The organism is Pseudomonas peli (genome assembly GCF_050563605.1).
Classification (GTDB): Bacteria; Pseudomonadota; Gammaproteobacteria; order Pseudomonadales; family Pseudomonadaceae; genus Aquipseudomonas; species Aquipseudomonas peli_A.
On the sequence record NZ_JBNXUH010000005.1, the window covers coordinates 1 to 25,167 of the forward strand.

Sequence of the window (25,167 nt, forward strand, 5' to 3'; positions counted from 1 at the left end):
CCCGACGTGMAGGSGKTACCGCTGATCGACATCMTCKTCTCCCGCAASGTNGRAAGCCCCCAAAAAAAKKGTSGGGTGNGGGGGCGCATGACCTGCKGCMSGKGCARMAATAMCAGMAGNGGGGGCGTACGCAATTTYCNCCCGCCGCTACACCCGCGACCACGACGCCATCGAAGCACCTGCATACACGCTGCAGATTGCGGTCGAGCGCGCACTGCGCGATCAGCTGGCAGGCAAAACCAAATAGCGCTATCGATACGCTTGAGCACCTTGCGGCTACACACAGTCGAGTGAATGCAGGGGCACATAACAACGCAGGATTAGATCTGAACAGTCGGCAGGCGGCCGATGTGGAACGGAGCGGGTAGCTCCGTTCCTGCGCCGCCGGGTAGGCGAGCGCAGCGCATCGAAATGCCAGAGGGGAAGAAACGCATCGTACCGGGTGGGTAACCCTCCGTTGCCGGATGTACGACGGGCGCTGCAGTGCAGCATCAGACACCTGGGCAAGGTGCCTGGGGGTGGCGGTAAGCCGGTGTTGCCAACCACCCCGGCCGGCGAACCGGTCGGGGTGGGATGCTCGTAGAACCTGTTAGCCGATGGTCATCAGGCTGGCGTTGCCGCCAGCTGCTGCGGTGTTGATGCTTAGGGCGTGTTCGATCAGCAGACGCTCCAGCGGGATATCCGTCTCGCCTTTGTGCAGACCATGCACACCGATGATTGCGCCAGGGCGCTGAGCCGCCAGTTGGCAGACTTCGCGCAGCTGATCGGAGTCACCGTGATGCAGGATGGCGTCGAACGTGCTGTCACTTTCGCGCCACTGGCTGAGCACTGTGATGCGTTGCTGCACGGCCTTGGGCAATGCGGCAAAGAGCTCGCGGGTCAGCTCGCCTTCCTGCCACAGCACCTGGCAACCCACAGCCAGGGCTGCTGCCAGCTGCACCAGCAGATCACTGCGTTCATCCGCCAGGCACAGCACATGCTCGCGTGGCAGCAGGCTGTAGCTGTTGCGCTCACCGGTTGGGCCGTTGAGCATCTGCACGGTGCCGCTCTGCGCCAGCTCGACATACTGCGCGCTCAGGGCACTCAGGCTCGGCTCATGCTTGGTCGCCCAATCCTGCAGCGCCTGAATCACCTTGGCCTGCTCTGCCGGGCGCTGGATTTCGCCATTTTCCTGCTGCAGCTGCTTGGCCACTGCGTCCTGCGGACGGGTTGCCAGCAGGCGGTACATATACAGCGGGCCACCGGCTTTCGGGCCAGTGCCGGACAGACCTTCGCCGCCAAAAGGCTGCACGCCGACCACAGCACCCACCATGTTGCGGTTTACATACAGGTTGCCGACCTTGGCGGTGTTGACCACCTGGGCGATGGTTTCGTCGATGCGCGTGTGCACACCGAGGGTCAGGCCATAGCCGCTGTCGTTGATCTGCTGCAGCAACTTACCCAGGTCAGCACGCTGGTAGCGCACCACGTGCAGCACCGGGCCGAAGATCTCGCGCTGCATCTCGTCGAAGCTGTCCAGCTCGATCAGCGTCGGCAGCACGAAGGTGCCGCGCTTGATGTCGTCACCCACGGCACGGGCGGTCTGGAATACCTTGCGACCCTTCTCGCGCATCCTCTCGATGTGCTGGTCGATATTGCCCTTGGCTTCCGCGTCGATCACTGGGCCGATGTCAGTGCTCAAGCGCTCCGGGTTGCCCAGGCTATATTCGGCCATAGCGCCCTTGAGCATGTTGATCACTCGATCCGCCACGTCTTCCTGCACACACAGCACGCGCAGTGCCGAGCAGCGCTGGCCGGCGCTGTCGAAGGCCGAGGCCACGACATCGACCACCACCTGCTCGGTGAGCGCCGAGGAGTCGACGATCATGCTGTTGAGGCCGCCGGTTTCGGCGATCAGCGGAATGGTGCGGCCCTGGGCATCCAGGCGACCAGCGAGGTTGCGCTGGATAATCCCGGCCACTTCGGTGGAGCCGGTAAACATCACGCCACGTACTCGCTCGTTGCCGATCAGGCCAGCACCGACGGTTTCACCACGGCCCGGCAGCAGTTGCACGGCGCCGCTCGGTACACCGGCATCCAGCAGAATGCGCACGGCCTGCGCGGCGATCAGTGGAGTTTGTTCGGCCGGCTTGGCCAGCACGGTGTTGCCGGCAGCCAGCGCGGCGGCCACCTGACCGCTGAAGATCGCCAGCGGGAAGTTCCACGGGCTGATGCACACCACCGGGCCCAGCGGGCGGTGGCTATCGTTGCTGAAGTGATTGCGTGCCTGCGCCGCGTAGTAGCGCAGGAAGTCCACCGCCTCGCGCACTTCGGCGATGGCGTTGGCGAAAGTCTTGCCGGATTCGCGCACCAGCAGGCCCATCAGCTGCTGCATTTCCGCTTCCATCTGGTCGGCGGCGCGATCGAGCACAGCGGCGCGTTCGGCCGGCAGGGTCGACTGCCAGATCTGCCCGCTGGACACGGCGCAGAGCAAGGCGTTGCGCACATCCTGCTCGCTGGCCTCATGCACATGGCCGACGATGTCGCGGTGGTCCGCCGGGTTGCGCACTGGCTGTGCGTCGCTCAGCTCAGGGGCTTCACAACCGAGCAGCGGCATGGCCTTGTAGGCGTTGTTGGTGCTGCTCAGCAGCGCCGAGGACAGCGAACCCAGGCGGTGTTCGTTGGCCAGGTCGATGCCTTCGGAGTTCAAGCGGGCGTCGCCATACAGCGCACGCGGCAGGGCAATGCGCGGGTGCGGCAGGCCAAGGCCGCCTTCCTGCGTGGCCATCTGCTCGACCTGCTGTACCGGGTCAAGCACCAGCTCTTTGATCGAGATGCTGTGGTCAGCAATGCGGTTGACGAACGAGGTGTTCGCGCCGTTTTCCAGCAGGCGACGCACCAGGTAAGCCAGCAGGGTTTCATGGCTGCCCACTGGTGCGTAGATACGGCACGGACGGTTCAGCTTGCCATCGGCAACCTTGCCCACCACCTGCTCGTACAGCGGCTCACCCATGCCGTGCAGGCACTGGAACTCGTACTGCCCGGGGTAGTAGTTCTGCCCAGCCAACTGGTAGATGGCCGACAACGAGTGGGCGTTGTGGGTGGCGAATTGCGGGTAGATGGCTTCCGGCACGGCCAGCAGCTTGCGCGCGCAGGCGATGTAGGAAATATCGGTGTACGGCTTGCGGGTATAGACCGGATAGCCTTCCAGACCTTCGACCTGGGCGCGCTTGATCTCGCTGTCCCAGTACGCGCCTTTCACCAGGCGGATCATCAGGCGGTGACGGCTGCGCTTGGCTAGGTCGATGACGTAGTCGATCACGTACGGGCAGCGCTTCTGGTAGGCCTGGATGACGAAACCGATACCGTTCCAGCCGGTCAGCGCCGGATCGAAGCACAGGCGCTCTAGCAGATCGAGGGAGATTTCCAGGCGGTCGGCTTCTTCAGCGTCGATGTTCAGGCCGATGTCGTAGTGCTTGGCCAGCTTGGTCAGGCCCAGCAGGATCGGGTACAGCTCGTCCATCACGCGTTCGTACTGCGCGCGGCTGTAACGTGGGTGCAGCGCCGAGAGCTTGATCGAGATACCCGGGCCTTCGTAGATGCCACGGCCGTGAGAGGCCTTACCGATGGCATGAATCGCCTGCTCGTAAGACGCCAGGTAGCGTTTGGCGTCTTCATCGGTCAGCGCGGCTTCACCGAGCATGTCGTAGGAATAACGGAAGCCCTTGCTTTCCATGTTGGTGGCGTTGGCCAAGGCTTCGGCGATGGTTTCGCCGGTCACAAACTGCTCGCCCATCAGGCGCATGGACATGTCCACGCCCTTGCGGATCAGCGGCTCGCCGCCCTTGCCGATGATGCGGTTAAGCGAAGTCACCAGGCCGGCTTCGTTGTGCGTGGCCACCAGTTTGCCGGTGATTAGCAGGCCCCAGGAAGCTGCGTTGACGAACATCGACGGGCTGTTGCCCAGGTGCTGGCTCCAATTGCCGTTGCTGATCTTGTCGCGGATCAGCGCGTCACGGGTGGCCTTGTCCGGAATGCGCAGCAGCGCTTCGGCCAGGCACATCAGCGCCACACCTTCCTGCGAGGAAAGCGAGAATTCCTGCAGCAAGCCCTGCACCAGGCCCTGACGGCCGCCAGCGTTCTTCTGATTGCGCAGCTTCTCGGCAATGCCCATGGCCAGCTTGTTACTCGCCTCGGCCATGTCCTTGGGCAGGCGCGCCTGCTCCAGCAGCATCGGCACCGCTTCGGTTTCCGGGCGGCGATAAGCGCCGGTAATCGCGGCGCGCAGCACCGATTGCGGGAGGATGCTTTCGGCAAAATCGAGGAACACCTGCAGGCCCTGCTCGGTCAAGGAATCAACCGACTCTTCACCAGCTACTGCCGCGAGGCCGGAATGCTCAGCCGGGGTCAGACCACCCTCGATCTGCTCGAGATAATTGAAGATCGCCTGCTTGATCAGCCAGTGCGGCGTGCGGTCAATCGACTGCGCAGCCTGCTTGAGGCGATCACGGGTTGCATCATCGAGCTTTACGCCAAGGGTGGTGGTGGCCATTGGTTTGTCCTGTATGGGCTGGAGCACGGCAAAAAATCGCCGGGAGCAATTTTGGACGTTGCCCCGCGACGGCCCCGAGAGGTGGCCGCTATGGGTGGCGGGTCACAAAAAATCTGGCGAGAGATTAAACCTCAGAAGGCGCATGGTGCAACTAGGTGCAACCAAACAAAATCAGAGCTTTTTACGGTCTTCAGCAGCCAGTAATCCAGCTGCATTCTGGCGCAAGCCCAGTTCTGGCGCGGTTCCAGTGGAAATCGCACGCTAAGTAAGCAAAACGCTTGTTTTAAAAAACCGCAGCGCTTCCGACGACAGGTACAACCGAAACAGCCAGCAGGTTGCACCACACCCTGTATTCACGCCTTAACTGAGCAAAGCACACCAGGCAACTGCGCGCGCATTGGCCGACGGAGTGCGTGCACGATCAGTGCAACCGGCCATATACCTGACAATAGAGAGGAGAAAGAAACTGCACAGAAGCCCGGCGGTAGGACTCAGGCGATGGAGCGGATAGCCGGGCGACACCATGTCGCGCTAAGCTCAGGGCAGGATTCACAAGGAGATGACCATGACTGCCAAGGAAGCGCAATTGACCGAGTTGCTCAGCCTGTCCACGCGCACCCTCACCCACCTGACTGCCGCCATCACCGCAATGTCGTTTGAACTGCTCAACACCCAGGACAGCGCCGTGAACGCCACTGCGTGCAAAATGATTGAGCGCATGCTGGCAATCAACAGCGAACTGGATCAACAGTGGCAATTGCTCGGCCAGCTTGCCGGCACGCAGCCAGAGCCCGGCAACGCACTGGAACAGGTGGTGCTACAGAGCCTGGAAACGACTGAGGACGAGCTTTAACTCACTCATATGGCACTCGCCACAGCTGTAGCTCAAACGCCTAGCGACCTGCGCTAAGAGGTCGCCATCACCAGGCCGCGTAAGCGCGCCTCATTGCTGCGCCACCAGGCCAGCAGCGCGTCACCCGGCATGGGTTTGGCGACAAAGTAGCCCTGCACTTCCCCACAGCCCAGATCACGCAGCAGCTGCCAGTCCTGCAGGGTTTCCACGCCCTCGGCGACCACGCCCAGGCCCAGCTTGCTGGCGATATCCAGAGCGCTTTCCAGCAGGATACGCAGGTGCAGGCTCTCGCTGGCGCCATTGACGAAGGCACGGTCGACCTTAAGCTCGGTGCAGGGCACGCGTGACAGCTGCAACATGCAGGAAAACCCGGTGCCGTAGTCGTCCACCGACAAGCCAAAGCCTTTCAGACGCAGACGCGCCAGGGTGCCGAGGGTAATGCTCAGGTCGGTCATGATCGCGCTTTCGGTGATTTCCAGAATCACGTACTGCGGGGCGATACCACTGGCCGCCACCCGCGCGATGATCTCGTCGGCCAGCTTGGAATCTGCCAGCGAACGCGCCGACACGTTGAAGGAAAAACTCAGCGGCAGGCCGGCGTCATGCCACTTCCGGCAGTGCGCCAGGGACATGTCGAGCATCTGCAGGGTCATTTCCGAGATGTAATGGCTGCGCTCGATCATGTCGACGAACAGCCCCGGTGCCAGCAGGCCATGCACCGGATGCTGCCAGCGCACCAGCGCCTCCACGCCTTTCAGGCGGCCGTTGGCCAGGTTGATCTTGGGTTGGAAATAGGCGACGAACTCATGCTCACGCAGCGCGCGCTGCACATCGGACTCGGTCAGCTGCGGCCACAGCGCGCGAGGCGCGGCAAATTGCTCGGCCTGCACTGCCTGTACCGCAAACCGGCTCAGGCTGGCGGCCAGTTGCTCATGGCTGATGGGCTTCTGCAGCACGCCGAGCAGGTGCAAACCCAGGCTACGCCCCATGCTCTCGACCACATTGAGCAGCACGCTCTCGCGTGCACTGGCCACCACCACCGAGTGATTCAGCTCCAGGCGCGCCATCTCGTGCAGCACCTGCACACCGTCCATGCCAGGCATTTCCAGATCGAGCACGATCACCTGAATCTGCGGGTTGGTTTTCATCTGGGCAATCGCGTCGAAACCATCCACCGCCTGCAGAATGTCCTCGATACCCATTTCGCTGCACAACTCAGCGGTAAACTGGCGTTGCAGTTCGCTGTCATCGATCACCAGCACATGCTGGGGAAATCTGTTGACTGCCTCTTCCACCTGCTACCTCCAGCTCATCAGGACGTTTGGGATGTCATCCAGCGCGATCACCTGATCCACACCACCCAGTTTGATTGCCTCTTTCGGCATGCCGAACACCACACAACTGGCTTCATCCTGGGCATAGGTTTTGGCCCCTGACTCATGCAGCTCCTTCAAGCCGCGGGCACCATCGTCGCCCATGCCGGTCATGATCACGGCCAACACATTGCGTCCGGCCTGCACGGCTGCAGAGCGGAACAGCACATCAACAGAGGGACGGTGACGACTGACCAGCGGCCCATCCTTGACCTCCACGTGGTACTGACCACCACTGCGTTTGACCAACATATGCTTGCCGCCCGGCGCAATCAGCGCCAGGCCCGGCAGCAGCCGGTCGCCGTTCTGCGCCTCGCGCACCTCGATGGCACACAGCGAATTCAAGCGTTCGGCAAAACTGCGGGTGAACTTCTCCGGCATGTGCTGAACGATGGCAATCGCCGGCGCACTGGACGGCAACTGACTCAGCACCTGCTCCAGCGCCTGGGTGCCGCCAGTCGAGGTACCTAACACGACAATCCGCTCACTGGTCCGCTGATTGTGCAGCCCGACAATCGGCGCACTGACTACGGCATCGGCACTGGCCTTCTCCAGTGTAGGCACTGCTGCGCCACGCACCCGGGCTTTTGCCGCGGTTCGGATGGCGCTGAGCATTTCCTGGGCGCTGTCATGGAGAAAGTCACGCAGGCCCATGGTCGGCTTGGTGATCACCTCCACCGCGCCAGCCGATAGCGCCTGCAGGGTAATGGCCGCGCCCTTCTCGGTCAGGGTCGAGCAGATCACCACCGGGGTTGGCCGGGTTGCCATGATCTGACGCAGAAAGGTGATGCCATCCATACGCGGCATTTCCACATCGAGCAGGATCACGTCCGGCCATACGGTCTTCATCTTCTGCAGGGCCAGCAGCGGGTCCATCGCCGCGCCGACCACTTCGATGTCCTTGTGCGGCGCCAACAGCTGTTGCATGACCTCACGCATTACCGCCGAGTCATCAACAATCATCACCTTGATAGCCATTACTGCAGCGCCTCAAGCGGTTCAATACTCAACGCCGCGCCACGGCGCACCCAGACTTCACCGCTGGCCAGCTCGAAACGCAGAAAGCGGCAGCCTTCGCCACCCAGATCACGCCCCGCCACCTGCACGCCCAGCTCATTCATCAGCTTCTCGACGAAGGCAATATTCTGCGCGCCGATATCGGTACGCAGTCGCGAGCCCGCATTGCTCAGGCTGCGCGCACCACCGAAGAGTTTGACCTGGGCATCCTCCAGCTGCAGCGCATGCACACGCATCTGCTGTTTCAACCAGACCCAGGCATCCACGCCATAACGGCCATCCAGATCCCGCGCGTGCTCACGGACGCGGCGCAGGCCGGGCAACTGAAAGTGGCAGATACCGCCCTTGGCGGCCTGCGGAAACCACAGCACGATGGATACGCAGGGCCCCAACAGGGTTTCCACGCGCACATCACCGCCGCCGAAATACAGCTCACCGGGTTTGAGAAAGCAGCTGCGGCTCATACCGCCACCTTGCGGTAGATCGACGAGGCGACCATCTCAATCGGCAAACCGGTGTCATGCAGCGCCTCGGAGTGGCCGACCATCAACCAACCGCCGGGTTTGAGGCGTTGCACCACGTTGTGCAGCACCCGCTGCTTGGTGTCCTGATCGAAATAGATCAGCACGTTGCGCAGCATGATCAGCTCGAACAGGCCCAGCTCAGGCGCCGGCAGGTTGAGATTGCCCTGACGAAACTCGACCCGCTCCCGCAGCCCGCGCTCGACCAGAAAATAGCCTTTGTACTGATCCTTGCCCTTGAGGCAGTAGCGCTTGAGGTAGTGCGCGGGAATCTTGCTGCCGCGCTCCATCAGGTACAGGCCACGCTCGGCGCTCTGCACCACCTGACGGCTGATGTCAGTACCGAGCACGCTCCAGCCCAAGTGCGGACGCGCCTCATGCAGCAGCATCGCCAGGGTATAAGCCTCTTCGCCGGTGGAGCTGGCCGCGCTCCAGGCGCGAAAGTCGGACTGACCGGCACAGGCCGGAAGAATCTTCTGCTGAAGAAAGTCGAAGTGCTTGGGTTCGCGAAAGAAATAGGTTTCGTGGGTGGTGATCAGATCAATCGCGACCTCCAGTTCGGTCACACCCTGCGGCGAAATCAGGTACTGGTAATAGCGCTGATAGCTGCTCAGCCCCAGCGCCGTAAGGCGCTTGGACAGTCGCCCGCAGATCAGCGGCTTCTTTACCGGCGGCAGCTGAATGCCGACACGCTCGTAGAACAGTGCCTGCAGCTGGCGAAACTCCGGCTCGCTCAGCGCAACCTGGGTGCCCGCATTCATTGCCCACCCGCCATCAGCCATAACGCCTCACCCTTCACTGTGCTCAAGGCCGCCCACCAGCTCGGCGAGCTCATCGAGGGACAGCACCTGAGGAATATCCAGCACCACCACAAACTGCTCGTGGTGCTTGAGGATGCCGGCAATAAAATCTGCGCGAATGCGCGCGCCAAAGGCCGGTCGGCTTTCCAGTTGATGGCCTTCCACGGCCAGTACTTCGTTGACTGCATCGACGATGATGCCGAGCAGCTGCATGCTGTCGCCCTGCTCGACTTCGACGATAACGATGCAGGTGCGCTTGGCAATCGGCGTGCGCTCACGACCGAAGCGCACGGCCAGATCAATCACCGGCACCACCGCGCCGCGCAGGTTGATCACCCCGCGCAGGAAGCTCGGCATCAGTGGAATTTCAGTCAGGCCGCCGAACTCGATAATTTCGCGAATATGCTCAATCGGCAGAGCGAACAGCTCCTGGCCCAGGGTCAGGGTCAGAAACTGCTGAGTCAGCGGCGTTTCCACCGGGGCCGCAGCGCGGCCCTGGATATGGGCTGGCAAAGTACTCATGGCAGCCTCCTAGAAGCGGGTGAACGCCGACTCATCGACCTGATCATCGTGCAGATGACGGCGTACAGGCTGCGTCGGCTTGCTCATGGCCGCCGGCCGATTTCTGCCAGGCGGTGTGCCGGGCATCTGCCGCGCCGCCACTTCGGCCAGCTGGAAGAACTGAATCATCTCCTGCAACTGCACGGCCTGACCGCTCATTTCCTCGGAAGTCGAGGACAGCTCTTCGGAAGCCGAAGCATTGACCTGGGTGATCTGCGCCAACTGGCCCACCGCCAGGTTGATCTGTTCCAGACCGGTGTTCTGCTCACGCGAGGCGGCGGAGATTTCCTGTACCAGGTCGGCCGTCTTGCGGATCGACGGCACCATCTGCTCCAGCAGTTGCCCGGCGCGTTCGGCCAGGGTCACGCTGTCGCTGGCCACCGAACCGATTTCCTGCGCGGCCACTTGGCTGCGCTCAGCCAGCTTGCGCACTTCAGCCGCCACCACGGCAAAGCCTTTGCCGTGATCACCGGCGCGCGCTGCTTCAATCGCGGCGTTAAGCGCCAGCAGATTGGTCTGGTAAGCGATGTCGTCGATGATACCGATCTTGCCGGCGATCTGGCGCATGGCGTTGACCATCTCGCGCACGGCCGCGCCGCCTTCCACCGCATCCTTGGACGATTGGCTGGCCATGCCGTCGGTGACCTTGGCGTTCTCGCTGTTCTGCGCCACGGTGGCGGCAATTTCTTCCACCGAAGCACTGGTTTCTTCAACGCTGGCGGCTTGCTCGGAGGCGTTCTGGCTCAGCGCCTGGGCCGAGGCAGCGACCTGCTCGGAGGCTGAAGCTAGCGAGTCGGCCGTCATGCGCACATCGCCCATGATCGAGCGCAACTTGAGCACCATCTGCTGCAGGCTGTAGAGCATGCTGCTCTGGTCGCCGTCTTTCAGGCGGATATCCACGGTCAGGTCGCCGGCCGCCACGCGCTGCAGCGACTCCATAGCCGCATACGGCTCGCCGCCGAGCTGGCGCAGCAGGCTGCGGGTAATCATTACGCCCAGCAGCACAGCCAACAGCAGGCTCAGGACCATGCAACTGACGGCAACGGTAAACACTAGGTTGTAGCGATCATGGGCCAGGTCGTATTCGCTCTTGGCCACCTGCAACTGCACATCGACCAGCTTGCCGAAACGGTCGGAAACCGGATCGATCTTCTGGTACAGATCGCTGCTGATAAATTGCTCCAGGGCCAATTGGTCGCGCCCTTCGAGAATGCGCAGCAGCTTGGCGTTGGCTTCGTCGGCCTCCTTCAACAGCGGCTTGAGCTCATCGACCAATACCTGCTCCTCACCCACCAATCGGGTCGAGGTGAAGTTGCTCCAGCTCTGTTGAATGGCTTCCTCAGCCTTGTTCACGCTGCGCAGCGCCTCCTGCCAGCTGAGCGCGCCGATGCGTACCTTGTGCGTGGTATCGACGATGCTCACCGCGTAGTTGTCGGAAATCACTTTCAGATCACGCAGGGGTACAACCCGGTCGTTGTAAACCGTTTCCATGCCGGCGTTGGATTCGCGCATGCCGAAAATTCCCAGCACACCGATCAGCAGCAGAAACAGAATAAGCACCCCTGCGAGCAGGAGCAGGCGGGTCGCCACCGTCATTTTGTCGAACATTTTCTTCTCCCGGCTTTTATTGAGTCCGTGCCACGGCGGCAGAGCCATCTGCGCGTCGGAGGTTGGCACTGACTGAGTTTTCAGCGGCTGCACTGGCACGCTGAATCAAATGGGCGACATCAAGAATCAGCGCCACACTCCCGTCACCGAGAATGGTGGAGCCACTGAGCACCTTGTTTTGCGCAAAAATCTGTCCCAGGGGTTTGATCACCGCCTGCAGCTCACCGACCAGCTGATCGACCACCACACCTGCGCGGTTACTGCCGAACTGCAGCACCACCAGGCTCTCGCGCGCGCCGTCGCTCGGCGGCAGGCCGAACAGGCTGCGCAGACGCACATAGGGCAGCGGTTCACCGCGCAGGTTGAGCAGGTCATGCAGCTCGACCTGAGGGCCGAGATCGACACACTCGACCACCTGATCCAGCGGCAGCACGAAGGCTTCATCGGCAACCCGCACCTGGAAGCCATCGATAATGGCCAGGGTCAGCGGCAGGCGGATGCGCACCGTGGTGCCCTGGCCGAATACGCTGAGTACCTCGACCTCGCCGCGCAGTTTTTCGATATTGCTGCGCACCACATCCATGCCCACGCCGCGCCCGGACAGGTTGGTCACCGTTTCGGCGGTGGAGAAACCGGCCTCGAAAATCAGGCGGAACACTTCACTGTCGCTAAGCACCTGATCGGGCTGCACCAGGCCCTTTTCCAGCGCCTTGGCGAGGATGCGTGGACGATCCAGGCCGCGACCGTCGTCGGTCACCTCAATCACAATGCTGCCGGACTCGTGATAGGCATTCAGGCGCAGTGCGCCGCGCTGGGTCTTGCCGGCGGCCAGGCGATCGGCCGAGCGCTCGATACCGTGGTCCATGGCGTTGCGCACGATATGCATCAGCGGATCGGCGAGCTTCTCCACCATCGACTTGTCCAGCTCGGTGTCCGCACCGGTAATCAGCAGCTCAATGTCTTTATCCAGCTCCTTGCTGATATCGCGCACCACCCGTGGGAAGCGCTGGAACACTTCACCGATGGCGACCATGCGCAGTGACAACGAGGCATCGCGAATATGCTCGACCAGGGTGGCCACCGCTTCATTGGCCTCGCCCATGGCCGCCGGGCTGCCCTGGCGCAGCGACAGACTGGCCGCCGCACCAGCAATGACCAGCTCGCCCACCAGGTTGATCAGCTCATCCAGCTTGCCGACCTCGACCTTGATAAACACCTGCTCATGCACGCGCTTGTCGTCGGATTGCTTCTGCTTGTTCAGCGCCGCCGACACCAGCGGCGGCGCCACCAGCTGTTCTTCCACCAACAAGGTGCCCAGCGGCGGTGCCGGCTGCGGCGCGGCGGATTGCAGGGCGAGTACGCGCTGCAGTTCGTGAGCAGTCAGCGCGCCACTTTTGAGCAGGATTTCGCCGAGCTTGCGCGGCGATTCGGGCAGGCTGACGATCAGGTTGAGGTACGCCTCGATCTTGCTGTGCGGCGGCAGGATCAGCAGTTGGCTGTCCTCGCGAATAAACTCGAAGGCATCCTCGACTTCCTGCTTGCTGGCCTGGGATTCGAACTCGATCTCGAAGCCCAGGTAATTGCTCTCGACGTCGAAGGCTTCGGCCAGCGGCAGGGTATCGGTCAGGGTATGCAGGTAAACGATGCGCCCCAGCTTGCTCAGGTAACGCAGAAACGACAGCGGGTCCATGCCGTTGCGCAGCACATCGCTATTGGGCCGCAGCGAGATATGCCAGAGGTCACTGCCGACTTCTTCGCCAGTCAACACATCGACCTTGCCGCTCGGCACCTGCGACAGTTGCGTCTGCTCGGGGAGCGGCGACGCGGCGACAGGCTCGGCACCTTGCTCCAGGTATTCATTGAGCTGGCTGATCAGGTGTGCGCGCAGCTCGGGGTTGGGGTCGATGGCTTCGCTGCGGTCTTCGACGGCGGTAATCAGGCTGCCGATGTAGTCGCCACAGGTCAGCAGCAGCGAGAGCATGCTGCCATCCAGAGTTTTTTCGCCGTTGCGCACCTGATCGAGCAGGCTTTCCACCACATGGGTGAAGTTGATCAGCGACTCCAGACCAAACAGCCCGGCCGAGCCCTTGATGGTGTGCGCCGCACGGAAGATGGCGTTGACCCGCTCGGCGTTGTAGCCGTCGCTTTCGATTTCCAGCAGCGCATCTTCCATGTCCACCAGCAGTTCGCGGGCTTCCTGGACCAATGCACCACGGGCTTGATCAAGGTTCATGGGCGACCTCCGCGAGCATCCAGCGGAATCACCATGGGGTCGCCGAGTTCGGCCACCAGGTTGAGCAGATCGAGCACCTCGCGCACCGCAGGCGAGTGCTGGATAAAAGCCAGGCTGCGACCCTGGCGCTGCGCTTCGCGCTTGAGCAGCAAGAGGATCTGCACCCCGGTGCTGTCGAAATCCTCGACCGCGCCCAGGTCAATCTCAAGCTGCTTATGGCTGCCCAGCAGGCTGAGCAGTTCATCCTTGAGCTGGACGGCGCTGTAGATATTGAATTCGCCTGCTACTTCGAAGATGTACCGTCCAGTTTCTTCACGACTGTTTATTACGGTCACGGATGCCTCCTCAGGGCAGTATCAGTTTCGACACTGCATCGAGCAGCACCGGCGGCTGAAAGGGTTTGACCACCCAGGCGCGCACACCGGCGGCCTTGCCTTCGGCTTTCTTTGCCTCACCGGCTTCGGTGGTGAGCATGATCACCGGAGTGAACTTGTAGGCCGGCAACAACTTGGCCGATTTGACGAAGGTGATGCCGTCCATGTTCGGCATGTTCACGTCCGAGACAATCAGGTTGATCTTGCGACCATCCAGCTTGCTCAGTGCGTCCTTGCCATCACAGGCCTCCAGCACGTCGTAGCCGGCGCCCTTGAGGGCAATGCCGACGACTTGCCGAAAACTGGTCGAGTCATCCACTACCAAGACCGTCTTTCCCATTACTGTGCGTCCCGTGGTTCTGAAATTGCGTTAGAAGAAGGTGACCGAAGATTGCTCGACGCTGGAAGCACGCTGGCCGCTGTGCACGCGCTGCTGCTCCAAGGTGGTGTAGCTCGACTCCAGACGGCGCAGCCAGTCACGACTGGCCGGCACCACCGGCTCGGCGAGGCTGTCGCGCAGGCGCTGCATGTCCTCGCTGATGTGCGAAATGATCTGGCTGACGCGGTCCTGGAACTGCAGGTCAACCAGTACCGCGTTGACTGTCTGCTCGACCTCGCGGCTGTTGCCCTGGAGCATCTGCAGGCGCTGCTCCAGCTGCGCCACGCCATCGCCCAGCTCGCCGAGCACCTTGCCGACAATGCGTTCGGCGGCCTCGATGCCGTCATGGCTGTTGGTGTCCATCTGTTCGGCCCGCGCCACCATGGATTCCATGGAGCGGCCCATGATCTGCACCTTCTCGGTGATCTTGGTGCCAGTCTCGCCGGACATCGACGACAGCTTGCGCACCTCATCGGCCACCACCGAGAAACCGCGCCCGGCCTCGCCGGCCCGCGCCGCTTCGATGGCGGCGTTGAGCGCCAGCAGGTTGGTTTGCGAGGCAATCTTGGCGACATCCTCGGCCATACCGTGCAGCTCGGTGACAAAACGGCTGAGTTCGCGGATCTCCACCAGAAAGCGCTCGCGCTCGCCCTGGGTGTCGTCGAGCATCTTTACCGCCTGCGGTAATTCGACCTGGGCGCTGCGCAGCACCTCGAACACCCCGCCACCGTCTTCGCCGGCGCCGATATCCAGGGCCTGGCTGATCTGCTGGCTCATGCTGATAAATTTCTCGGTCAAGCCACCGGCTGCGCTGGAGGTCTGGCCGTTGACCAGTTCGATATGGCGCATCCACAACGGCAGCACCGCATCGAGCAGCTCGCGCAGGGCCGTCAGGCTGCTTTGCACCTCATCGAGGGCCTGCGCCGAGACTTGCGGCTCAACGGCGGCTTGCTCAAGCGCCGGGCTGGCCACCAGCAGCCACAGCCACAGCAACAACACGGCGGCGGCCAACAGGCCGTGCCACCAGACGCTGGCCAACAGCAGGCAGGCGGCTGGCAGCAGAACAGCGCCGGCTACCAGCCAGGGACGCGAAGCATAAGCAATCAGTCGCGGATGCTTGATCATGGGAATTCTCGGTACTGACGAGGGAGGTCACCGCTACTCGTGTTACGGCAAGGCGCGCACAGCGCCGCGCTGGAAAAACTATAGGTCAGGCCCAGAACATCGGCGAACCGATCGCCAATTTAACGGCGACAAGCCACCTGACGGCTTACTGCCATCTGCTGCGGTGAGCTTATAAAATTGACGCCAAAAGGCTTATCAGTGATTTACCGGTGGGCGCAGGTAAATCTACCTAGGCAAAAAAGCGCGAGGGCTACTCGTCCAGCTTGATAATGCCGCGGCGCAGGGCATACATCACCAAGCCGGCCAGGTCGCGAATAGCCAGGCGCTCCATGATCTGCGCACGGTGGGTATCCACAGTTTTCACGCTGAGGTTGAGGATAAACGCCACTTCCTTGTTGCTCTTACCCTTGGCCAGCCAATACAGCACTTCCTGCTGGCGGCTGGTGAGCAACTCAAGCGGGTCTTCGCCGCCGCGCCCGGAGGCCGCATCGATCACCTGCCCAGCCACTCGCGGGCTGAGGTAACGGTGGCCGCCCAGCACCGATTGCAGGGCCAGTTGCAGCTCGATCACCGCCGCATCCTTGAGTAGATAGCCGCTGGCGCCCATCTGCATGGCCTTGAGTACATAGTCGCGGGTGTCATGCATGGACAGCAGAATCACCGGCAGCCCCGGCCAGCGCGAACGCACCATGGTCAGCGCCTCCAGCCCCGAGCAGCGGCGCATAGTCAGGTCGAGCAGCAGCACATCAGGCTGATGGCTTTCGACCAGGGCCTCGACCTGATCACCATCACTGCCCTCGGCCACCACCTCATAGCCTGCTTCGATCAGCAGCGAGCGAATGCCCGCACGGACCAGTTCGTGATCATCGACCAATACAACCCGCGCAGACATTGCAGACTCCTCAGACGGGGCATACCCCGGTACAACTGGCAGACACCGTTCCCTGGCTTGGCATTGTTATCGTGCAACGCCTGGCAGCCAGCTGACCAGCCCAAACGCGCGGCGCATTCTGCGCGAGGGGCCTGGGGCCGACAATCAGCCAGTTACTGAGGCGAAATGTAGGGCAGATGCGCGCATCGTGCAGGAAACCTTGCCCACAGGACTGAAATAACAAAGCCACTTCCGAACAGAAAGTGGCTTTGCTCAGTGGCCGCCGCCAGCAAAAGCCGACGGGCCGCAGTTCGCTTAGTTAGGACGGAAATCCATCAGCAAACGCAGGTAGGACAGCATGTTCTTGCCGCCAACGGTGCCCTGGTAACCGTGGCTATCGAACTGGCTGCTTTTGAACAGGTCGACGCGAAAGCGCGGGTTGGTCTCGTAGGTACGCCCCAGAGTCGTGGTCACGCGGCTGTCGAACAGGTCGGCGCTGACTTTGACGAACTCGCGCGGTTTGCGCCGGCCAGCGCTGGTGCTGTTGTTCGGGCTGCTGAAAATATCGGTGGTGGCGGTCATCGCCGAACTGTAGCGCTCGCGACCGCGCAGGCTGGTCTTGCCGCTGGCGATCACAAACTGGCCGGTTACCGGGCGATAGCGATCACCCGCCGTCAGGTAGCTGCCCAGCACGTCATAAAGCGCGTAGCTGCTGCCGGTACCACGCTCCTTGTTGCGCAGGTCGAAGATAAACACCCCGGCCGCACCTATCACTTCCATTTCCACCTGGCCCAGGGTGGCGTTGTTTTGCACCAGCAGCGCGGTGTTTTCATCGACACCGAAGGCAAACGGCACCTGGGTGTGATCCGCCAGGCGCACGATACGGCCCTGACGGCCACGCTCGCTGAAGTGGGTATCCAGCAAACCGTAATTGAAGAAGCCAAAACCGCCCTGCATGTCGTAGGACAGGTCATCACCACCCGGCGAGGTGTACACGCCATAACGCAGCGCGTCATAGCTTTCGCCGCCAGTGACCATCGGCCCCTGCACCATGATCGCGGTACCGGCGCTGGTACCCGCCAATACCGCGCCAGCGTTATGCCGCGCACGAATGGCCGCCAAGGCCGGGCTGTCGGCACGGGTCGCGGTTTGCAGGGCCTGGGTCAGACGCGACTGGTCGCCACCGCCGAAAAAGAAACCGGTCATGCTATTGATCTGCGCGACCACCTGCGGGTTGCTGTTATTGCTGATCTGATCCAGGTCGATGGGGATCCACTGCGCATCGGCGGCGCCGTAGGTCTCCAGCAGCTGGGCATAGAACTCGCCATTGGCTTTGGAGTTAGCGGCGTCGGCCGTACCGGCATCCGGGTCGTCACTTTCCGGGATCGAAGCAGCGGTAATAACGCCGATTCGCGCCTGGCCGCTGCCACCGGCCAGTTGAATCAGGCGCTGATAGATCGCCGTGTTGTCATCCTTGAGGCCGCCGCCAATCAATATCAGCGGGCCGGCGCTGTAGCCGGTGACGGGTAGAAGGGCGAGCAGCAACGCGCTGCATCGCATAAATGATCTGATCATGGTTCGAGTTCTCCGATGTGCGCTCGGCGCACGCTTGTTGTGAGAGTTGTAAAACGGGAACTGCTGCAGATAACGCCGCGTGGCTCTCTGGGTGGCTGACTCCTTCGGCTAATACACCGTGAATTGTTTGAAGTACTGCTTCTCGATGCGTTTGTAGACGCCGTTGCTGAGAATCACGCTGAGGGCTCTATCCAGCCGCTCACGCAATACGTGATCGCCCTTGCGTACGGCGATGCCCTGGCCTTTGCCAAAGTGTTTGGGGGCGACCACCTTGTTGCCCACCTGCTCGAAGCCCTGGCCCTGGACCGTGTCGAGAAAGCCGAAATAGCCGGACACCGCGTCATCCAGCACCAGGTCGACGTGCCCTGCACCGAGCGCCTGGTACATGCCTTCGGCTGAGTCGAAGCGCAGCACCTCGGTGTGCTGCTGGTATTTGTCAGTGAGGAAGCGGTCATAGGTGGTGTCGCGCTGCACGCCCAGGCGTTTGCCGGCAATGCGCCTTGGGGTGATGATCACCTGGTTGACCAGGCCCTTGCGGGCGAAGAAAAAGGCCGGGGTTTGCGCATATTTGGCGGTGAAATCGACCAGCTCGGCGCGCTGCGCGGTGATCGACATGGATGCCAGAATCAGGTCCGCACGCTGCTCATTGAGTGCCGGAATCAAATCGTCCCAGGCAAACCTGACCAGCTGACAATCGGCCGCCATGGCCTGACACAAGGCCTGGGCGATGTCGACATTGAAACCGCGCAATTGACCGTTCGCATCGATTTGCTCGAAGGGCGGAAACTGCCCTTCCATGGCGATGCGCAGGGGCTGCGCCTGAGCACTGCTTAGCAGCATCAAGCCCAGCATAAATAGGGTTGCTCGTAGCATTTCGGTGCCCCTTGCAAGCGCTGTCAGACAGACAGCCTGGGGTCAGAGGCCAGGCTCCAAGCCGAGAAAAGAGGCGCCGCACAGGGCGCCTTAAGGCCAAAGGAGCAATGGGAGCTGACCTTGAATAACCAACCGGCCGCTTCACCAGCATGAACGGCCGGCGACTGCCTTACAGAATGCTCAGCGGGTACTCGACGATCAGGCGTACTTCGTCGAGGTCGCTGTCAAATGCGGTGGAGCGATGGGTGGCCTGACGCAGGCGCAGGGACAGGTCCTTGGCGGCACCGGACTGCACCACGTACTTGGCTTCCAGATCGCGTTCCCAATGCTTCTCGTCATCGCCCGCCCAGCCGGCGAAGGCGCCATTCGGATCGGCCTTGGTGCCGTCGATGTCATCACCCTTGATGTAACGCGCCATAAAGCTCAGGCCCGGTACGCCGAAGGTCGCCATGTTCAGGTCGTAACGCACCTGCACGGAACGCTCGTTGGGGGCGTTGAAGTCGGAGTACTGCACGGAGTTGGCCAGCCAGATCGAGTCACCACCGATGTAGTCGAAGAACTCGTCGCCGTTGACCTTCTGGTACGCCAGGCTGAGCTTGTGCGCGCCGAAGCTGTAGGCGGCTTTCAGCGAGTAGGTCAGGGTATCCAGCTCACCTGCCAGGGCATCACCCTGGTCATCGGTCTTGTAGGCCACCAGGTCGAAGTTCAGCGCCTGATCGTCAGCCAGCGGGATGGTGTAGTAGACGTTGGCGAAGTACTGACGCCAGATGTCTTCGGCTTCGCTACCGTAGAGCGCCACACTGAGGTTGTCGGTGAAGTTGTAGGTGCCGCCGACGAAATCGACGCTGCGTGCTTCGACTTCCGCATATTCGCTGGTCAGTTCACCATCGGAGTTGCTCGAGTTGCGGCGATTGATTGCGGTGAAATAGCCCGCTTCGAGGGAGAGCGCATCGAACTCACTGCTCGACAGCTGGAAACCGGTGGCGGTTTCCGGCAGCAGGCGCGAGTCGCCGGTGGCGAAAACCGGTGCGGTCGGACGCTGCTCACCGAACTTCAACACAGTGGAGGAAACCCGCAGCTTGACCGCGCCGCCCAGCTCGCCGGTGTTGTCTTCGATGCGGCCATCGCCGTCCACCGGCATGATGCCGTTGCCAACGCTGCCGCGCCCGCCATCAAGCTTGATGCCGCCATAACCATGGGCATCGACACCGAAGCCGACGGTGCCCTGGGTAAAGCCGGACACGTAATGCGCCTGGATGCCGTGGGCCCACTCATCGCGAATATTACGTGTGGAGTTACGGTAATCGCGGTGCATCCAGAAATTGCGATTGAGCAGGTTCAGCGTGCTGTCGGCAATAAAGCCCTTGGACTCTTGCTGCTCGCCGGCGACTGCCAGTTGCGAGCTGGCCGCGGCAACTGCCAGGGCGATCAGGCTCAGTTTTACAACGTTCATGGCTTACTCCATTGGTTTTTTATTGAACATCTTGAAAATCCGTCGCCAGGCAGCGACGCATTCCTTCCAGCACTGCCGCTAGGCAAACTGCTCCAGCGACAGCTCGGGCGGACACACGCCCTTGCTGATCACCGCCTCCAGGCACAGGGTCGCTGACGACTCCGCCCAGCAAACGAAATAACCTTTAGCTTTCAGGCGCTTGAGCTTGAACGGCCACTCCAGCTCGTGGTTCTGCGGCAGCGCCGCGATACCGGTCGGCAGCTGGATAATCGAGTAGAAGCCGGCGCTGGTTTGCACCCGCTGCAACACCTGCAGCGCTGGCTGCACGGCAGCCAACTCGGCGCATTGCGCCGGCTGCAGGAGTTTTTCCAGGGCGAAGGATTCCAGCCTGCTCAGTTGCATACAGGGACTCACGCTCTTCATCGGTGATTGGGGCGCCGCGGATAAGCGCGGCGCTTGGCGGTTTAGCTCAGAGCTTGAGCAAGCCACTGACCTTGGCCAGGGTCTGTGCCACTTCGGCTCGGCTGACCGGAGCATCCGGGTTGAAGCGACCCTTCTCGGCCTGCAACCAGCCCTCGCCCACCGTCAGGCTGGCAGCGTCGGCAAAGGCTTTATCGACGCCAGCGAGATCCGTCAGCGCGGCGGTTTTCGCCAGACTGATGCCCTGATAGCGCTCGACCAGTGACTTGCAGGCCAGCGCCCATTCCTTACGGGTGACCGGCTGGTTACCGGCAAAAGCATCAGCACTGGTCATCCAGCCATTGGAAAGCACGGCGTTGAGCTGATCGCGCATCGGATCATCCACACCGATGTCCGTGAGCTTGGGCAGCGCATCCAGCTTGGGCTCAGCGGCCAGGGTCATCTGCAGGGCGTTGGCCAGCTCCAGACGGCTGATCGGCCGTTGCGGCTCGAAGGCGTTCTGCCCATTGAGGGTCATCAGTCCACGGAAGCTCACGGCGCGAATCGCATCGCCCGCTGCGCCGTTGTCAGCATCTTTCGGTGCGCTGCTCGCCGGGTCGCCGAGGTTGGCGTTGACCGGGCGAATATCCAGGCGCACACCGTTGACGCTGTAGTTGGTCAGCGAATCGTAGAACTGGCTATGGGCACTGAAGTCAGCGGTTTTGCTGAACTCGAAGCGGTAGCCGTAGTGGTAACCGTTGAGCGGGTTGTAGCGAGTCATCAGGCCGACCTGACGCATCGCGGTGTTGTCCGCCAGGCCATAGAGCACCGCCCGGCCAATTGCCGAAACGGCCGACAGATCGGTGATCAGCTGGTTGCCCACCAGGTATTCGTTACCGGCCTCAATGGCGGCTTTGCCTTCGGCGGGCTGCACCTTGCCGCTGGCCAGATCATAACGGTCGCCGTTGCCGAGCATGGCCAGGCGCACGTTGCTCAACTGGGTGCCGTACACACCGAATTTCTTTTCGGCCTGGCTGGCGTCCATCACCGTCAGGTAGCCCTCGCCAAGCACCTGCACCTGGCCCTCGGGGTTTACCCACATGGCGGTGTTGGTATCCAGGCCGAAGCCGCGTGTGGACTTCTGATCGGCGAGGTAAGCAGCCATGCGCGCGGCGCGGCCGGTACTGGTTTCCTCGATCTGGTCGAGGTGCTGATCGATGATGCCGCCGCTGAACAGGCCCGAACCTTTCAGCACCGCCGCGCCGCGCTGGTCGGCCTTGCTGGCCACGCCGAAGTCCAGGGTATCCATGACCACGCCATAAGCGGTGGGCATCTGCGCGCCGAGGATGCTGGCACCCGCGCTGGTACCGGCGACCACGCCGCCCTTGTCATACACCTTGCGCACTTCCTGCATCAGCAGCGACTGGCTGCCATCGGCATTGAACAGCGCGCGAGCGATACGCGCCTGATCGCCTCCGACAAACCACACCGCGCTGGCCTCGCCCAGTGGCTTGACCACGGCCGCATCGTTCATGGTTGTCTGGTAGTTGCTCTTGTCGATGCCGACGATGCTGATGCGCTCGGCCGGGATACCCAACGCCACCAGCTCGCTCATAAAGCGCTTGCTCGAACCCTGGCTACCGCTGGCGGTTGGCATGATCACGATGCGCGCATCTTTCTGGCCACCGGCCAGTTCGATGAACTTGGCGTACACCGGCGAGTTGCTCGCACGCAACATGCCGCCGACGGCCAGTAAATGACCTTCAGCCAGGGCTGCAGAGCTTGCACAGGAAAGGATCAGGGCGGCCACCGCCACGCGCTTGTTCAGCTGCTTTTTCATTCTTATTGCTCTTGTTATGAGAACTCGTGCGAGCCGGTGTTCCGGTCCCGTAAGCGCCTCCCTGCAGCAGGTAAAACACCGCGCCAGTCCTGGCTTTTCGGCTGTGAATTTAAATTTTCACAATCTCGCTTTGTGAAATTTTATATACCAACAGGAAAACCCGATCAAGCCTTTAGCGCTGACTTCTAGCCGCTCCAGCGGCACCAAAAAAATCTTCACCAGCAGCGATCCGCCGCGCTAGAGCGGCTTGAGCCATTTATCCGACAGAACGCATTTGACACAAATATTTCTAATAAGTAGCTTTATGAAAATAAACATGTCACACCTATTCGCACTCAAACCCCAGGCCAGGCCTACCTAGCCCGGCCGAAACGAACAGAAGCCCACAAGGCTTCAGGTTGTACGCCGCGCCATCTGGCGAGGCCATTGCTGCAGGCAGTACCTGCTGATCGCAGGCGAAGGCATGACGATCAGCGCAAACCCAAACGCCCCATCAAGGAGTCAATAAGATGAACAAGATCGCACTTCTCGGCGCTCTGGCGCTCAGCGCCGTCAGCACATTCAGTGTCGCCAGCCAGGACAACCTGCGCATAGGTATCGAGGCGGCCTACCCGCCCTTCGCCTTCAAAACCCCTGACGGCAAGATCAGTGGTTTCGACTACGACATCGGCAACGCCCTGTGTGCGGAGATGAAGGTCAAATGTGAGTGGGTCGAGCAGGAATTCGATGGCCTGATACCCTCGCTGAAAGTACGCAAGGTCGACGCCGTGCTGTCGTCCATGTCGATCACCGAAGACCGCCTGAAATCGGTGGATTTCAGCAAAAAGTACTACCACACACCCGGCAAGCTGGCGATGAAGGCCGGTAGCGAAATCAAGGACCCGCTGGTCGACCTCAAAGGCAAGAAAGTCGGCGTGCAGCGCGCCTCCACCTACGACCGTTTCGCCAGCGACCAATTTGAGAAAGCCGGCATTGAAGTAGTGCGCTACGCCTCGCAGAACGAAGCCTTCCTCGACCTGGCTTCCGGTCGTTTGGACGCCACACTGGCGGACATCATCAATATCGATGAAGGCTTTATCAAAACCCCAGCCGGCAAGGGTTTCGCCCTGGTCGGACCGGACTTCAACGACCCGAAATACTTCGGTAACGGTGCCGGCATCGCAGTACGCAAAGGCGACAGCGAAAACGCCGCCCGCATCAGCGCCGCTATCGACGCAATCCGCGCCAACGGCACCTATCAGGACGTGCAGGCCAAGTACTTCGAGTTCGATATCTACGGCAAGTAAGTACCGCTAACGCGCACGGTGCCTCCATTGCGAGGCACCTTTTTCTCGTTGTAGCGCAGGCCATTCGGCCTCTGCGTGAGGAACCCCATCATGCTCCACGGCTACGGCTCGACCATTCTCGAGGGCGCCTGGCTGACCCTCAGTCTGGCCCTGACTTCCATGACCCTGGCAATCGCCCTGGGCCTGGTTGGCGCAGCGTTTCGCCTGTCACCGCTGAAATGGCTGGCACTGCTCGGCGAAGGCTACGCCACGGTTATTCGCGGCATTCCTGATCTGGTGCTGATTCTGCTGATCTTCTACGGCGGGCAGGACCTGGTAAACCGCGTGGCTCCGCTGCTCGGTCACCCGCAGTACATCGACATCAACCCCTTTATCGCCGGGGTCTGCACCATGGGTTTTATCTTCGGCGCCTACCTCTCGGAAACCTTCCGCGGCGCCTTTATGGCCATCGCCAAAGGTCAGGCCGAAGCCGGTGCGGCCTACGGTATGAGTGGCATGCAGGTGTTCTGGCGGATTCTGGTGCCGCAGATGATCCGCTTCGCCATCCCCGGCTTTACCAACAACTGGCTGGTGCTGACCAAGGCCACCGCGCTGATATCCGTGGTGGGCCTGCAGGACATGATGTTCAAGGCCAAGAACGCCGCCGACGCCACCCGTGAACCCTTCACCTTTTTCCTCGCGGTTGCCGCGCTGTACCTGTTGCTCACCACCGTGTCCCTGCTGGCCCTGCGCCTGCTGGAAAAACGCTATTCCGTGGGCGCCCGCCTGGCCGAACTCTAAGCGAGACCTTCTACCGTGCTCGATTTCCAACTGATTGCCGACAGCCTGCCGCTCTACGGCAGCGGCGTACTGGTGACCTTCAAACTGCTGTTTATCGCCCTCGCGCTGGGGCTGGCGCTGGCCATCCCATTGGCGCTGCTGCGCGTGTCGCGCGCGCCCTGGCTTAACGGCCCGGCCTGGCTCTACACCTATGTGATCCGCGGTACGCCAATGCTGGTGCAGCTGTTCCTCATTTATTACGGCCTGGCGCAGTTCGAGGCGGTACGGGAGAGCGTGCTGTGGCCGTATTTCTCCAGCGCCACCTTCTGCGCCTGCCTGGCATTTGCCATCAACACCAGCGCCTACAGCGCGGAGATCCTCGCCGGCAGCCTTAAGGCCACGCCCCACGGCGAGATCGAAGCAGCCAGAGCCGTGGGCATGTCGCGCTTCACCCTGTACCGGCGCATCCTCCTGCCGTCGGCCTTGCGCCGGGCGCTGCCGCAGTACAGCAATGAAGTGATCATGATGCTGCACACCACGTCGCTGGCCTCGATCGTCACCCTGATCGATATCACCGGCGCGGCGCGCACCGTCAGCTCGCGCTACTACATGCCGTTCGAGGCCTTTATCACCGCTGGGCTGTTCTACCTGGTGCTGACTTTTATCCTGGTGCGCCTGTTCAAGCTGGCCGAAGGCCGCTGGCTGGCCCACCTGGCCCCGCGCAAGAATTAAGGGA

At 61.6% G+C, this 25,167-nt stretch carries 20 protein-coding genes and 2 pseudogenes; 4 read left to right on the forward strand and 18 right to left on the reverse strand.

Annotation, left to right across the window (positions count from 1 at the left end; genetic code table 11):
* Window positions 1-589: 589 nt before the first annotated feature.
* Complete coding sequence (gene putA / locus ACQ4LH_RS07050) at window positions 590-4,531, reverse strand: trifunctional transcriptional regulator/proline dehydrogenase/L-glutamate gamma-semialdehyde dehydrogenase (RefSeq protein WP_430696552.1); 3,942 nt, start codon at window positions 4,529-4,531, stop codon at window positions 590-592.
* Between the two features lie 565 nt (window positions 4,532-5,096).
* On the opposite strand from putA, the gene ACQ4LH_RS07055 reads away from it, so the two are divergent.
* The gene (locus ACQ4LH_RS07055) at window positions 5,097-5,384 is read left to right on the forward strand and encodes a hypothetical protein (RefSeq protein ID WP_430696553.1); all 288 of its coding nucleotides are present in this window, start codon (window positions 5,097-5,099) and stop codon (window positions 5,382-5,384) included.
* 53 nt (window positions 5,385-5,437) lie between these two features.
* Here ACQ4LH_RS07055 and ACQ4LH_RS07060 read toward each other — a convergent pair whose 3' ends face one another.
* The 17 genes and pseudogenes from ACQ4LH_RS07060 to ACQ4LH_RS07140 all read right to left on the reverse strand — a co-directional run bounded on the left by ACQ4LH_RS07060 (window position 5,438) and on the right by ACQ4LH_RS07140 (window position 22,386).
* Entirely contained in the window at window positions 5,438-6,679 is a 1,242-nt protein-coding gene (locus tag ACQ4LH_RS07060; RefSeq protein WP_430696554.1) for an EAL domain-containing response regulator, read from the reverse strand.
* A 3-nt stretch (window positions 6,680-6,682) separates the two neighbouring features.
* Entirely contained in the window at window positions 6,683-7,735 is a 1,053-nt protein-coding gene (locus ACQ4LH_RS07065; protein WP_430696555.1) for a protein-glutamate methylesterase/protein-glutamine glutaminase, read from the reverse strand.
* Window positions 7,735-8,238, reverse strand: a complete 504-nt coding sequence (locus ACQ4LH_RS07070) for a chemotaxis protein CheD (RefSeq protein ID WP_430696556.1) — start codon at window positions 8,236-8,238, stop codon at window positions 7,735-7,737. Before ACQ4LH_RS07070 ends, ACQ4LH_RS07065 begins: the two co-directional genes overlap by 1 nt.
* Window positions 8,235-9,056 carry a CheR family methyltransferase gene (locus ACQ4LH_RS07075; protein ID WP_430696557.1) on the reverse strand — a complete coding sequence of 274 codons (822 nt, stop codon included), beginning with the start codon at window positions 9,054-9,056 and terminating at the stop codon, window positions 8,235-8,237. The genes ACQ4LH_RS07070 and ACQ4LH_RS07075 overlap by 4 nt, the downstream gene beginning before the upstream one ends.
* Before the next feature lie 27 nt (window positions 9,057-9,083).
* Window positions 9,084-9,617 (reverse strand): chemotaxis protein CheW, encoded by a 534-nt coding sequence (locus ACQ4LH_RS07080; protein WP_430696558.1) that lies wholly within the window; start codon window positions 9,615-9,617, stop codon window positions 9,084-9,086.
* 9 nt (window positions 9,618-9,626) lie between these two features.
* Window positions 9,627-10,331: pseudogene (locus ACQ4LH_RS07085) on the reverse strand (methyl-accepting chemotaxis protein); the annotation flags it as partial.
* Between the two features lie 405 nt (window positions 10,332-10,736).
* Window positions 10,737-11,312 (reverse strand): annotated as a pseudogene (locus ACQ4LH_RS07090) (MCP four helix bundle domain-containing protein); the annotation flags it as partial.
* Window positions 11,281-13,497 (reverse strand): chemotaxis protein CheA, encoded by a 2,217-nt coding sequence (locus ACQ4LH_RS07095; RefSeq protein ID WP_430696559.1) that lies wholly within the window; start codon window positions 13,495-13,497, stop codon window positions 11,281-11,283. The gene ACQ4LH_RS07095 and the pseudogene ACQ4LH_RS07090, both read right to left, overlap by 32 nt.
* Window positions 13,494-13,832, reverse strand: coding sequence for an STAS domain-containing protein (locus ACQ4LH_RS07100; protein ID WP_305594238.1), 339 nt, complete (start codon window positions 13,830-13,832; stop codon window positions 13,494-13,496). Before ACQ4LH_RS07100 ends, ACQ4LH_RS07095 begins: the two co-directional genes overlap by 4 nt.
* A gap of 10 nt (window positions 13,833-13,842) precedes the next feature.
* Window positions 13,843-14,211 carry a response regulator gene (locus tag ACQ4LH_RS07105; RefSeq protein ID WP_182834340.1) on the reverse strand — a complete coding sequence of 123 codons (369 nt, stop codon included), beginning with the start codon at window positions 14,209-14,211 and terminating at the stop codon, window positions 13,843-13,845.
* A 30-nt stretch (window positions 14,212-14,241) separates the two neighbouring features.
* Window positions 14,242-15,375: a methyl-accepting chemotaxis protein gene (locus tag ACQ4LH_RS07110; protein ID WP_430696560.1), complete on the reverse strand. Its 1,134-nt coding sequence runs from the start codon at window positions 15,373-15,375 to the stop codon at window positions 14,242-14,244.
* Between the two features lie 250 nt (window positions 15,376-15,625).
* On the reverse strand, window positions 15,626-16,267 hold the full coding sequence (locus ACQ4LH_RS07115) for a response regulator (RefSeq protein WP_430696561.1): 642 nt from the start codon (window positions 16,265-16,267) through the stop codon (window positions 15,626-15,628).
* A 294-nt stretch (window positions 16,268-16,561) separates the two neighbouring features.
* Window positions 16,562-17,821 carry a cyanophycinase gene (locus ACQ4LH_RS07120; RefSeq protein ID WP_430696562.1) on the reverse strand — a complete coding sequence of 420 codons (1,260 nt, stop codon included), beginning with the start codon at window positions 17,819-17,821 and terminating at the stop codon, window positions 16,562-16,564.
* Between the two features lie 108 nt (window positions 17,822-17,929).
* Complete coding sequence (locus tag ACQ4LH_RS07125; RefSeq protein WP_430696563.1) at window positions 17,930-18,694, reverse strand: transporter substrate-binding domain-containing protein; 765 nt, start codon at window positions 18,692-18,694, stop codon at window positions 17,930-17,932.
* 169 nt (window positions 18,695-18,863) lie between these two features.
* A complete protein-coding gene (locus tag ACQ4LH_RS07130) occupies window positions 18,864-20,147 on the reverse strand; it encodes an OprD family porin (protein ID WP_430696564.1) in 1,284 nt (427 codons plus the stop codon).
* A 78-nt stretch (window positions 20,148-20,225) separates the two neighbouring features.
* The gene (locus tag ACQ4LH_RS07135) at window positions 20,226-20,549 is read right to left on the reverse strand and encodes a hypothetical protein (RefSeq protein ID WP_430696565.1); all 324 of its coding nucleotides are present in this window, start codon (window positions 20,547-20,549) and stop codon (window positions 20,226-20,228) included.
* A 67-nt stretch (window positions 20,550-20,616) separates the two neighbouring features.
* Complete coding sequence (locus tag ACQ4LH_RS07140; RefSeq protein WP_430696566.1) at window positions 20,617-22,386, reverse strand: cyanophycinase; 1,770 nt, start codon at window positions 22,384-22,386, stop codon at window positions 20,617-20,619.
* A gap of 509 nt (window positions 22,387-22,895) precedes the next feature.
* Between ACQ4LH_RS07140 and ACQ4LH_RS07145 the strand changes: the two genes are divergently transcribed.
* The 3 genes from ACQ4LH_RS07145 to ACQ4LH_RS07155 all read left to right on the forward strand — a co-directional run bounded on the left by ACQ4LH_RS07145 (window position 22,896) and on the right by ACQ4LH_RS07155 (window position 25,163).
* Window positions 22,896-23,672 carry an ABC transporter substrate-binding protein gene (locus ACQ4LH_RS07145; RefSeq protein WP_430696567.1) on the forward strand — a complete coding sequence of 259 codons (777 nt, stop codon included), beginning with the start codon at window positions 22,896-22,898 and terminating at the stop codon, window positions 23,670-23,672.
* Window positions 23,673-23,762: 90 nt separating this feature from the next.
* Complete coding sequence (locus ACQ4LH_RS07150) at window positions 23,763-24,452, forward strand: ABC transporter permease (protein WP_430696568.1); 690 nt, start codon at window positions 23,763-23,765, stop codon at window positions 24,450-24,452.
* Between the two features lie 15 nt (window positions 24,453-24,467).
* Entirely contained in the window at window positions 24,468-25,163 is a 696-nt protein-coding gene (locus ACQ4LH_RS07155) for an ABC transporter permease (protein ID WP_430696569.1), read from the forward strand.
* The last annotated feature ends 4 nt before the right edge of the window (window positions 25,164-25,167 follow it).